Origin of the sequence: Sulfurisphaera ohwakuensis (genome assembly GCF_009729055.1) — an archaeon.
GTDB classification, from domain to species: domain Archaea; phylum Thermoproteota; class Thermoprotei_A; order Sulfolobales; family Sulfolobaceae; genus Sulfurisphaera; species Sulfurisphaera ohwakuensis.
Genome location: NZ_CP045484.1, coordinates 2558121 through 2570458 on the forward strand (window position 1 = coordinate 2558121; position 12338 = coordinate 2570458).

At 32.8% G+C, this 12338-nt stretch carries 12 protein-coding genes and 2 pseudogenes; 4 read left to right on the forward strand and 10 right to left on the reverse strand.

Going from position 1 to position 12338, the window contains the following annotated elements; genetic code table 11:
* Positions 1-92 precede the first annotated feature (92 nt).
* The 4 genes from D1869_RS14010 to D1869_RS14025 are packed head-to-tail and all read left to right on the forward strand — an operon-like array spanning position 93 to position 2646.
* Positions 93-356: a heavy-metal-associated domain-containing protein gene (locus D1869_RS14010; protein ID WP_156015673.1), complete on the forward strand. Its 264-nt coding sequence runs from the start codon at positions 93-95 to the stop codon at positions 354-356.
* A 30-nt stretch (positions 357-386) separates the two neighbouring features.
* Positions 387-1379, forward strand: a complete 993-nt coding sequence (locus tag D1869_RS14015; RefSeq protein WP_156015674.1) for an alcohol dehydrogenase catalytic domain-containing protein — start codon at positions 387-389, stop codon at positions 1377-1379.
* A 47-nt stretch (positions 1380-1426) separates the two neighbouring features.
* Positions 1427-2332, forward strand: coding sequence for a thiaminase II/PqqC family protein (locus D1869_RS14020; RefSeq protein WP_156015675.1), 906 nt, complete (start codon positions 1427-1429; stop codon positions 2330-2332).
* Complete coding sequence (locus tag D1869_RS14025) at positions 2329-2646, forward strand: TA0938 family protein (protein WP_156015676.1); 318 nt, start codon at positions 2329-2331, stop codon at positions 2644-2646. The genes D1869_RS14020 and D1869_RS14025 overlap by 4 nt, the downstream gene beginning before the upstream one ends.
* 155 nt (positions 2647-2801) lie before the next feature.
* Here D1869_RS14025 and D1869_RS14030 read toward each other — a convergent pair whose 3' ends face one another.
* The 10 genes and pseudogenes from D1869_RS14030 to D1869_RS15735 form a co-directional block, all read right to left on the reverse strand.
* Entirely contained in the window at positions 2802-3080 is a 279-nt protein-coding gene (locus D1869_RS14030; RefSeq protein ID WP_156015677.1) for a twin-arginine translocase TatA/TatE family subunit, read from the reverse strand.
* Positions 3081-3193: 113 nt separating this feature from the next.
* Positions 3194-3588, reverse strand: a pseudogene (locus tag D1869_RS14035) (IS701 family transposase); the annotation flags it as partial.
* Positions 3589-4241: 653 nt separating this feature from the next.
* The gene (locus D1869_RS14040) at positions 4242-4565 is read right to left on the reverse strand and encodes a hypothetical protein (RefSeq protein ID WP_156015678.1); all 324 of its coding nucleotides are present in this window, start codon (positions 4563-4565) and stop codon (positions 4242-4244) included.
* A gap of 33 nt (positions 4566-4598) precedes the next feature.
* Positions 4599-4670, reverse strand: a complete 72-nt coding sequence (locus D1869_RS15845) for a hypothetical protein (RefSeq protein ID WP_231113822.1) — start codon at positions 4668-4670, stop codon at positions 4599-4601.
* 442 nt (positions 4671-5112) lie between these two features.
* Complete coding sequence (locus D1869_RS14050; protein ID WP_231113643.1) at positions 5113-5760, reverse strand: zinc ribbon domain-containing protein; 648 nt, start codon at positions 5758-5760, stop codon at positions 5113-5115.
* Positions 5744-7708 (reverse strand): GH116 family glycosyl hydrolase, encoded by a 1965-nt coding sequence (locus D1869_RS14055; protein ID WP_156015680.1) that lies wholly within the window; start codon positions 7706-7708, stop codon positions 5744-5746. Before D1869_RS14055 ends, D1869_RS14050 begins: the two co-directional genes overlap by 17 nt.
* Positions 7709-7739: 31 nt before the next feature.
* Positions 7740-8873 (reverse strand): MFS transporter, encoded by a 1134-nt coding sequence (locus tag D1869_RS14060; RefSeq protein WP_156015681.1) that lies wholly within the window; start codon positions 8871-8873, stop codon positions 7740-7742.
* A 334-nt stretch (positions 8874-9207) separates the two neighbouring features.
* The gene (locus D1869_RS14065) at positions 9208-11007 is read right to left on the reverse strand and encodes a S53 family peptidase (protein ID WP_156015682.1); all 1800 of its coding nucleotides are present in this window, start codon (positions 11005-11007) and stop codon (positions 9208-9210) included.
* Positions 11008-11071: 64 nt separating this feature from the next.
* Positions 11072-11717: pseudogene (locus tag D1869_RS14070) on the reverse strand (IS6 family transposase).
* A 484-nt stretch (positions 11718-12201) separates the two neighbouring features.
* A complete protein-coding gene (locus tag D1869_RS15735; protein ID WP_260311174.1) occupies positions 12202-12336 on the reverse strand; it encodes a hypothetical protein in 135 nt (44 codons plus the stop codon).
* Between the last annotated feature and the right edge of the window lie 2 nt (positions 12337-12338).

A 12338-nucleotide genomic window follows, 5' to 3' on the forward strand; every position in this document is an offset into this window, starting at 1 on the left:
GTTTAAAAAATTTAATTTCTCCTAATGACATAAAAATTGATTTATAAAATATAAAAAAGAAAGTTTATAATTATTCTTGAGATAGTAGTATTATGCAAGAAATTAGCTTTAAAGTATCTGGTATATATTGTGAGAATTGCGTCAGAAAAGTGTATAAAGCTCTATCAACATTAAAGGGAGTAATTGATATCCAAATTATCCCTAACTTTAATGAAGAATACGCTGAAGTACATTTGAAATGCGAAAGAAAAATACCTAGAGAAGAAATTGAAGATGTAATAAGTGAAGTTTCACAAGAAACTCCCTATCATGAATATAGGGTTATTTGGGTAAAGCGTAGATTACTCTTCAGTTAAACATTTTATTGTTCGAACTAAAACAAATTTGTGAAGGCATTAGTTTTTGATAAAAGCGGAATCGAAAACCTTAAATACACGGATTATGAAGATCCAAAAATTGGTCCAAACGAAGTTCTAATTAGAGTAAGATATGCTGGAGTAAATCCAGTAGATTACTATACTGTAACAAGGCTTAATGTAAAACCACTTCCTCATATACCGGGTGTAGAGTTTGCTGGAGAAGTTGAAAAAGTAGGTGATAATGTAACTAAAGTTAAACCCGGTGATAGAGTTACAATCTACGGTAGAATATTCGACGGTACTTGCGATATGTGTATGATAGGTTATGAGACTTTATGTAGAAGTGGTGGAAGAATAGGAGTAGATGCTAATGGTGGTTGGAGTGAGTACATTTCAGTTGAGGAAAAGTATGTATTTAAATTGCCTAATGAATTTTCGTGGGAGTTAGGAAGTAGCATGACTGTTTCAGCTTTAACTGCTTATCATGCATTAAAAGAGGCTAATTTAAAGCCTGGAGAAGTTTTAGTAGTTTTTGGTGCATCCGGAAATACTGGAATGTTTGCAGTGCAGTTAGGTAAGAAATTTGGTGCTAAAGTTATTGCTGTAAGTAGGAAAAGCTGGTTAAAGGATTTTGGTGCAGATCTAGTTGTCGGATATGATGAAGTTGAAGAGAAGGTGAAAGAATTCACTAACGGAAAAATGGCTGATGTTGTAATTGATTCCTTAGGAGGTAAGTTATGGAATAAGGGATTTTCTGTTGTTGGTGTGAAAGGAAGAATAGTAACTTTCGGGACCCTTTTAGGTGCAGAGGTTAGTTTAAATCTATCTGAACTTTATTCTAAGCATATTTCAATATTGGGAGTTAATAGGGGAAATAGGAAGGATTTCGTTGAACTACTTGAATTATGCAAAGATTGCAAAGTAAAGACTCACAAAATTTACAAACTCGAAGAAGGTAAAGAAGCCTTAGAAGAATTGTTTAACGAGAAGAGGGATGGAAGAATTTTCCTCTCAACTTAATAGTTTTTTGAAACCATATTTATTAACATAAAAATGGATAATAATTTATGCCAATTTGTCCTTCATGTGAAATTAAATTTAACAATTGGTATGATGTTGCAGAACATATAGATCTCATGGCTAATAAGAGGAGTGATAAGTCTCATGTTATGTGGCTTAATAGGAACTTAAGTATAAAGAGACTTAGCAAAGAAGAGTTAGCAAAGAAATTAGAAGACTATTTCTCAACTCCAGAAGGTTTAGGAATGTGGATAAGAAAAAGATTCATAGAAAAATTCTATGGTGAGAACCCTCATCCTTTCATATTGGCAATGCAAAAACCTACCAGAGGTGTTCTTTTAGGATATGTCATAGAACATCAACATTTCTTAAAGAATTGGGTTAAGGTACTTTCTTCTATCGTGTTTAAAACTGACAAAGATGAAGTAGTTGAATATGAGTTGGAAAATATAGCTGTTGAATTTATAGGATATAAAGGAAGACCTTCTCATTATGAGCTTCTATTAAGAATGGGAGAATCACTTGGAATGTCAAGAGAGAAAATACTTAATACGCAACCGTTACCAGATACACAATTTGCTATTAATACTTGGAGAAGAATTGCTGAGGAAAAACATTGGTTAATTACTATGGCTTGTATGCATAGTTTAGAGTTAGTTGCAGATCGTAGTTTGAGAAATTATGGTGCAAAACTACACTATTTCGATCCACAAATATTAACGTCTGACGAATACTCTCAAGCAGTTAAGGATTTTTTGAGAGAGGGTTATGAAGCTGATGTTTCACATGCTGGAGAGGCTTTACACTTAGTTGAAAAATACGCTAAAGGAATAGAAGAAGAGATCCAAATAAATGTGTTAAAATCATTTGATGCTTTCTCCAAGTATTTGTTTGCTAGATTGGAAAGGGGAATTGAGTTAGAACCACAACTTATGAGGGTGATCACAAGATGAAGATAATAGTAAATGGAAAAGAGGCTGGAAGTAAAGAAACCGGATGTGCATTATGCGGAGCTACTTGGGGAGAGTATTATGAAGAGATTGATGGTGACAGATTGTTCTTTTGTTGTGATTTCTGTGCATTAGAATTTAAGAACATGGTTAACGAGGTTAAGAAAAGGACTGGATGGAGTAAAATAGACGAATTAATAATTAATGGTAATTATTACACTGGAAGAACTTGCATAGCTAAGTTAGGAGAAAAAGAATATAAATTCTATGTGAAGTTTAATGAAGAAGGAGATGTGGGAATATTTAAAGAAGTCTAATTATGTGTACAATTTCATTAGGTAAGTTGTTTTCTTTTCTTTAAATAGATGATAATTTCTTCTATCATTTATGGTACTTTTTAAAAGTACATATAAACATATCTTGTAATTTCAATCAATCAATATATTATTAGAAAAATTAGATAAACAAAAAATTATTTACTTTGTAGTTGTTGCTGTTTCTTTAATTCTTCGATTTGTTTTTGTAATTCTTCAATCTTTTTGACTAACTCATCACTCTTGTTTTGTTGAGATAATTGCTGTTGCATTTGAGCTAATTCCAACTCCGCCTCAAGTTGTCCCTTCTTAAATTCGCCGGTAGCTCTTCCTAATGATCTAAAGACTTCTGGTAACTTTGAAGCTCCGAAAAAGAGTAAAATTACTACAATAAGTAATATTGCAGTATCAGTAATAGTTAGAGCCATATTTATCATATCAAATTCCTAAATTCATGTTTATAAGTCTTTCTCTTGAATTTTAGTTTAACTAAAAATCTCCATGTTAAAGCAAAAATGAGGATTTAAATAAGGATAGCAGTTATTCTACTTTAACGTAACTTAAAAGTTTTCATCAAACCTAGAGCAACCCCATAAACGAATTTCAACGAACCGGAGAAGCTTCCACGCTCTTCAAGTTAAGGGAGTTGATCAAATCTCTGACTGTGTTAACAACCATCATGAAGAGGAGCAAGTAGCCTTGAAGCCTCTTTAGGAAAGAGGAATCTTGCATACCCAAAGTCTTTACATCCCTGTGTAACTTCTCTATCTCCCACCTAACCTTCCAAGTTGCATCTATCTCCTCATCGTTTAGAGTAAGAGCAGTAGTGTATAAGTTTAGCCTATTAGCTTTATATTCCAGTATTAACAACTTTATAGTAATAACCCTATCTCCTAGGATCAAGTCAGCCAAGTAAGAACCTGGAGGGAGATCTCTGACGTGGGGTAGTTTAACCCGAACGTGATGGATGTGTTTCTAATGCTTGCCTCTTATCAAGGCCATGAGTGCTAAAATGATACGTTTCTGCTCAATCCGTTCATCTTCAGTATTCCAATCAGGTAATTGAAGGACTTAATGAACTTACTCCTTGTAACGTTCAGCTCCTTCTCGGACTTCACAGTTTTCAATCAACCAAGCGCCCAATTAAAAACTTTATCGATAGTACCATGAACTTTGTATTACCGAGAAAAAGTAGAACAACTACTATGAAAATAAAGATATTCTAAGTTTATATTGAAGATAAGGAAGTAAAGAAGATATTTGAAGAAGGAATAGAAATTATAGCATATCATATTATTTAAGTTAGAGATTTTTATTTTAACATCACATTTCTATATAGTTTGAGTATCTGGATCTGGGTGTATTGTTACTAAAATTAACTCGCTGCTCCTTTTAGCTATTATGTATCTTATTTTCGCACAAGATCTAAAGTGAATAACTACCCTCCATCTTTCTGATTCGCCTAGGCGTAAATTAGGAGTTTGAGGAATTCCTTTTACTCTTTCTAAAAATGTTAATACTTCATTACTTAAGGGATCTATTGGATCATTAAATTTACTTAAATACCGCTTAATATCTTCTAAATGTTTTTAGCATGATCAGATAAGATCAGTTTTTTTTAACACTTTCTCATTATCCATTAAATCTTTTATCTCTATTTCTATCTTTAATGGTCTATAGAGCTTATCAAAAGAAAACACAACCTCTCCCAAGAATTTTGTAAAATAAATAGCCTCACCTTCATTTAGATTTATTATAATTCTACCTTTTTCTGACCTTACCTTTAGTTTAGCTCTAATCCTAGAAGCCTCATCAATTAGTTCTTGTGGAGATAAGGGAATATCAATAATAGGTTTATTATTAAGTAAGTATTTCGCATAATCCTCAAGGAATTCAGCATACCTCTCTAATGAGTTACTCATAGATGAGTATTTTTATTTTACGCTTAAAAATCTTTAATCTGACTTCCTTATATCCATCAAAATACCCGCATAATCCATTATATTTTTCTTATTACTCTTTATCAAACTTATAATAATGTCAGAAAAACTTTCCTTTCCCTCTTTTCACTAAGTAATAACCTATATGCTTCTTCTGAAATAGTAATAGTCCTTTGCTATGTTTAAACACATATTTAAGTTTTTAAAGACACTACTGGTTTAGTCTATATAGAGGATTTGCAACAGTAGGATGAGAGAGTATTCATATTTCAAATAATTCGATAAATATAATAGAAATACAATATTATAATCTGTTAAGAATAAAAGGGATCACAGAGTTGTCACTATGTTATTTATATTTCTATATCAAAAACAGTGCATACAAAACATTATTTTATACTTACTGTTTGTAGAGATCTTTCCTCATTTGAGATAACGTAATGGCGACACTATGGACACATTAGAAAAATTAGAAAAATAACTTTTAAAACAATTTATTTAAATACGCAAAAACTGGAATTTAGCTCATTTAGCTAATATCAGATATTAAGGACTCAACCTGTTGTAATGACGCTGAATAACCGGAGATTCTTATTTGTATTAGTTCATTACCTTTTACAGCAGTTACGAAAGTATGGGGATAGGGAAACGTTGAAGAAACATAAAATATACTGTATCCATCATATGTTGTTATATCAGTATAGAACTGATTAGTATTAAATTGAAAACCGAAACCAAACATGTGATGGAACATAGTTATGTTTGAAGTATAAATTATTACCTTAACTATCATAGTTACATTAGTTGAGTTTAACTTTCCTATTAAGACTTCATGAATATATGTCTTTATTTGATGAGGATACGGAACTGTAACATTAGTACCGTTAGCATATTCGATAGTTATTTGTTTTACTGGATATTTAGCTATATAGGTTTCATTAGTTACTACAGACCATTGACCTCCTAATGTTGACTGAACAGTAGATGCTGAAAGGACTACTGGTGATGAATTTATAATTGCAAAGATAATTGGAACTGAAGCAATTATTGCTATAGCTATTACAACACCAACTATTATTGGAAGTAATCTTCTCTTTTTAGGAAATGGTGTACCACAATTCATACAAAATTTTGCATCATCTGGATTCATATATCCACATTTAGGACATTGCTTCATGTTCCTTATTCTCTTTCTTTGCATTTATAAGCTTTTTCACAATAAAAGACCACAGAGAGGGACTACCTATATAGTGGTCTAAATAACTCACAACTGGATCTGGTAAACCGTTAAATGAATTTATTCTTGATGGCTGATCCCAAACAAGACCGTGAGAAACTAAGTTTTGCCATTCTTTTTCACATAACTGTAAGCCTTCAGAAATGCCTTTTTCTATTGAGAGCCAACAAATCGCAAAGACTAATCTAGGCCATGAAGAATAAGTTTGAGGTGAAAGTGAAACAATTTTACCGTCTTCTTTAACTAAGTTAGGAGTGCAGTATTTTGACGCATTACCATTAACTTTTATTATCCATCTTAGAGCAGATCTTATTTTCTCTTCATCAGCTATAGGTTCTAAACCAAGTAGCGTTGTCCACCACTCACCAAAAACTTGAGCAAGAAATACCGCATCCTCCATTCCTTCCCAAGCAATAAAATATTTACCATTAAATATTTTCTCAAACGTTTCTTTAGCTTCCTTTATCTTCTCGTCTAGGTTTAAATTATCACCAATAGCTTTGCTAATCTCTCTCATTGCAAGGAGTGAGGCTATGTACAAAGATAATGTGTAACTATTAACTCCCTTTATTGGTGTAACATCAAATGCACTATCCATCTTGCCTTCAAGACCATATCTAGAAAATTTGAGCTCCCACTCAAAGGCTTTTTTCACTTTTTCGTAAACTGATTTAAGGAACTCTATGTCTCCCGTAATTTTGTAATATCTATAGATTAGCAGAATGTAAGTTGGGTTTAAGTCTTTCCATTTTGGTGGTGCAGTTGTTCCATCAGTTGGTGAATCTAAAGAACAATAACCTAAATCATGAGGAACATATCCGTCTTCCCTTATATAAGTAGAAAGTAGACTTAGAAAGGACTTTTCAAGTTCTGGAAAGAAGTAGAGTATTGGAAGGGAACCAAATTCATAACATGTCCCTATTGTTCCTTGATAGGGAAAATTAGTGGGAGCTTCAAATATGCTAAATCTTCCCTTTTCATCTAACCAAGTGCTAGTAGAAAGAATATAAGCGGAGTTAATTATGGCATCTTTTAACCAACCATTAAAATCTATTTGATCTTGCCACTCTCTGGTCTTTCTTTCTAGGTAATCAAAGTTTTCAAGGAAATATTTTGCTACTTCTAAGGAGTTACTGAAGAAATTTTGATAATAGTGTCCATAGGGATAGAAAACATGTTTACTAATGAAATACCATGATAAGACGAACTTTACTTCTCTTTCGTACGGAGTAAACAGAATACTGGCTGGTATTTCTCTCAAACCACTTACTTCATGAGGATTGTCTTTTACTTTATCTAAATTAGTAACTATTTCATTAGCATCATATTGAACAATCACTCTGTCAACTTCTTCCGAGATTAAAGTTATATCTCCTTTTGCAGGATCATAATCATTAGCCTTCATATTCTTAAAAATAACACCATTTTTCACCCTCTCGTTTATTCTCCCGATTTTAGTACTACCAACTATATTTGGCATTGAAATTGCTATATAGCCTCCCTTACTTCCATTAACCCTTATTTTAAATCCCACTGCTGGTAGAGTTGAGTTTCTTAGATCATGAGGAATAAGTGAGGAAAAAGCAGTAAGATTAACTTCAATATCTTTCCTTCTTCCTTTTATGAAAACAAAGGGATAAAGCCCTTCATATATAATTCGCTCTACTTGAGGAAATAATGAGAGTCCCTTTTGCAATATGAAACCTTCTCCTTCATCTGGTTTTACGTAGATGAAAAAGTTCTTAAGTTCCTTAATTGGATTTATCCAATTATTTGCAATTGTCACATTTATAATTCTAGCCTTATTATCAATTTCTATTTTTCCTGCACCAATTCCTCCCAAAGGTACTCCAGATGAGATTTTATCTTTGTCAGTATAAGTAACCATGAAGTAAATAGTGATTTCCTTACGTATATTTTTACCTTCTTACAGTTTCCTTTATTTTTAGATATAATAAGGAAGATAGAATTCTAAGGATACCTATCGTAATCATCATTAGGTTTATAGCCATTATTATGTTAATTCTTGTTAATAGAATTCCTAAAATAAGACTGGAAAATGTGGATCCAGATAGAGCTGAAAGACCGTTTATCATATTATAAAGTGCAATATTTACTCTTTTTTCACTATAACTTGAATTATCAAAAAGAAACGCCGTATAGGAAATGGAGGCTGAGTTTGTAAAACCAGATACAATATAAGCTAAGTAAATTTGATAAACTGATGTGCCTAAACCATAAACTAATGGGAATGTAGCTAATCCTAATCTTCCTAAAAACATAATAAGCTTTTTTGATTTATCTACCAACCTCCCAATTACTCTCTGTAATGAAAGAGTTGAAATTCCACTAATTAAATCAATGATTGCGATTTGTAATTCATTCATATGAAATTTATAAACTTGCGCCAATGGAAATAAAGGCCAAGCCATCGACCATATAAACGTAAATATAAATGTTATCACAAATAATTTCTTTATTTCTGGGTTTCTAGTCAAAGTAATTTTACTCCCTTTATACTCTACATCAACATCCGATTTAGAAATAATAAAGGAGTTAATAATATAAATTAAACCGGAAATTACAAAGAAATATCTCATCATATAAAGATTATCCCTAACTATGAACCCTGTTATTAAAGTTGCGATAAAACCTCCAATTGTAGCATAAAAAGAATAATAAGCTAATATTCTCCCTCTTTTCGTCTCACTAACCTTATCCAAAATTAATAACCAGCCAAAGTTAGCAACTCCTAAACAGACTGTAATTACTACATAAAAAATTACAAAAAATGAGTTAAAAATAGTAAAAGAACCTATTAATACCCAGAATAAGCCGGTTAGGAATTCTCCTACTTCAATTATTCTTTTAGCCTTTATGAAAATCCTTGCTAAAATAAATTGTACAACACCAGGAAATGTGGTATTTGCTGAAGAGACAATTGCTAATAAAACTCCAGTAATTCCGTAAGATGCTGTGAAAAAGGAGACAAAGGGATTTATTAAACTTGATGCAAGATTATTTAGCACAGCATAAGTTCTTAGTGGCTTCAACAGGGAATATGTGGTAATGTCGTATTAAAAAATTTTCCTATTAAAAAATTGAACTTTAGATTTTTAAAGGGTTCTCAGAGATAAAATGAAACCTACTAATTTATAGTAAGTAGATTCAATGAGTTTGCAAAATCTACCTTTTTATAAACGATAATTCTTCTTTATCGACATAGGCTATTTACAAAAGTATGAAAAACAAGAAAATATGAAACCCACTAATTATGCATTAAGGATTAATATTCCAGCTATACAGTAAAGTTGAACAAATCTAAGTTCAGAGAGCACCCAAAGTAAAATAGAAGCATGTAAGAAAATGGAAGTTAAAAAATTTATCTTAAACAGAATAACCAGAGTATAATAGAATATCGTAGACCATAGCATATGCATCATAAGTTCCAGGTCCAGTAACATAGTTCCATCCGTAATGTGCCGGTGTTGGATTATTTCCAGAAGTTACTGGAATCCATGCTATTAAACCTTGAAAAGTTCCAATTGGTGAAACCACTATCCCGTTATAGGATATATGATAAAGTGCGTAGTTCAATGCACCAAATCTAACACCAGGTAATGATACCATAGCAGCAGTCATTGGAGCTGCACCGCTAGTACCATACCATAAAAATAGTTGTCCCTCAAAAACTAACGGCAAACCAAATCCGAACTCTGGAATATTGTACCCTCCAGCAGATACGAAAGCAATATCTGGATATGTTCTTACGTATGTAGGTGTAAATGGAATTAATGATGTTAGCTCGTAGTACTGAGCTGGGAATACTACGCTATGTCCACCAGTACTATAATCCCAACCAGAGAAGCTAATAATACTCCCGTTAGATGATGCATTAATAAATATTCCACCCACAGAAGTTACATAGGGATCGCTTTCTGGATACCAGATAGTATTATAAATACCAATTCTGAAGTTAGGTGGTGGATGATCACTTTCAAATCCCCAATCGCCAGAAGCAGCTAAGACACTTATTCCTTCAGCAGCAGCTTGCAACATCATGTTGTGTATTAAATCTAACATTGCCGGATAGTAAGCTGCTAAATATGATTCTGGTACGCTAACAGATATTGAGATTACATTAGGGTATAGATAGTTAACCATATAATAATACTCATACCAGTAGTTAAGTAAATTACCCACTAGGTTCACGCCACCTACATAACCATCACTGAAAACTATTGTTACATTCGCTCCAGGGGCAAATGCTCCACTCCACTCAGCATCTAACTCATTCTCAGCAGATTGCCCGCCAGAAGTATCATTACCAAACGTTATTACCTTTAAACTCCCAGTTCTTGGAATGTTGTATAATTTCCAAAATGCGTAAATGTCGGAAACATTAACATAACATTCTGGAACTCCTTCAATTGCAATATCGCTTCCTTTGCCAGTAAAACCGTGCTCATAAGCTAAAGTGAAGTTAAAATACTGTTGTATTGTTATTGGTGAAATTACAACTTTAGATATTAATCCTTGTCCTACTCTGGTTATATTTAATTTCCATGCATCTTGTTTAATTAAACTTACTACTTTAGGATCTAAACTATCTATTCCTACAATTCCTAAAACATATTTACCAACATTATAAGGTAATGACGGAGTAACATTGTTAGAGAAGTAATAGAATGGTCCTATATCGGTTATCCCTATTTGTCCAAACCAATATAGGTCCTTAAATGGGTAGTAATAGATATTTATATAAGTATTAAATGCTTTTTCAATTTCTCCGACATTTCCGTTAAAGACTAATGCTAAACCGTATTGTCCATCATAATGTAATCCATAAGACTCCAGATAGTTAATTAAGGAGTTAATATAACTTTGAGAAGGATAGTAGTATTCTCTAAATTGGTATGGACTTAGCCATTTATGAAATAGTGAGGGTGAAAGATATATCTCGTTAAGATAATTAAGTAAGGATGAGTAATTAGTGAAGTTTAGCAGAACGGCTATATAAAGCTCCGTAGAAGTATTTAACGGTTGCACGAATATTGATCCTGGAACTATCGAATATGTTGGTGATGATGTTTGAATATAATACAATTGCTGTGATTGCTGAGCTATACTTATTACTCCAGAGATCATTAGTAAAATTAAAACTAAAATTCCAACAATTCTAAGCATATTTATAATCTCGCATAATAATTTATTAACTTTACTCTATGTTTTTAGAGTGTGGACAACAATTTCATTCGTTTGGAATATTTACATTTATTATCACTCCCCTATCTGGCAAATACACTGGAGCATAAAGCGCGTTATAAGCTAGGAAGAACACCGATAACCACCTCGTGAGCGTGAACCTATTAGTGTTCCACGGGAAGTGAAAATCCATTGAGGATATCCTATGTTTTAAGCTCCTGAACCCTTGTTCCGCGTAATCCCTCTCGTTGACCATCTTGTGTTCCACGTTTAGCCAAGTGAATGCGTTATAAATTGTTGCCCCATCGTGTATATAGACTACCTTGTCTATCCTCGTTTTAAACACTTTCTCAGCCTCCTTTTCCGCATTCTTCATATTCGTCAAGATTATCAATATATGCACCCCCACTCCTCGAACTCGTCACCATAAAGAAGGGTATCGCACCCGTCCTTACGTCCCTCACAATCCAAACATAATAATACTCCCCCTTAACTACCATAGTCTCATCCACCGCATAAAAACCACTAATAGGCACCACATACTTAATGTAACCCAACCTCCTCAAATAGTACAACAAAGTAGAATGAGGCAACAAAGTCCTCCAAGAAGACAAACCAGAGAGATAACTAGCCAAAGCCAAGGCTACTACCTCACTAGAATAAAACCTAGGCTTAAGATTAATATACCCCATTAAAACTAATATTACTTGGGTGAGCACGGGAACTTTCCACCTAGTTCCCGTAGTATCACCCAAGTAATACTCCCGTGCTCACCCTAAAAAGATATTACACCACATTCTATTAATAAAACACAAACAGTTCATATAATTTATTTTGAATTAACAAAATTGTTGTCCACACTCTGTTTTTATAAGTTTGATTTAAATAGACTATTTAGTAAAAATCTTAACTCAATCACTAATTATATCCTCTTTATGAACATAGGCACTACACTAAATCTATTATTTTATGCCCTTCTTATCATATTTTCATACTAAACTCTATTTATAATTAGGAGTTGTTCTAATTTTCCTCAGTAATGCGAAATCCCCTATACTATCGATAAAGTTTTTAGTCTGGCGTTTTGTTAATAACGAAATGTGAGAAGGAATTCCTCAAATTAACTCAAATATGTTTATGGAATGCACTAGATTTGGTGAAAATCTTTAAGCCGCGTTAAAGTAGAACAACTACTATTATAATCTTGGCTAAGGTAGCGAGAGCTCTAATATCCAAAGAGAAAGGGCAAGGATCGTCGTTCTTTTTGTCATTATGTTCTGCTTCTTCTTTAACTAGATCAAGACAACGCATAT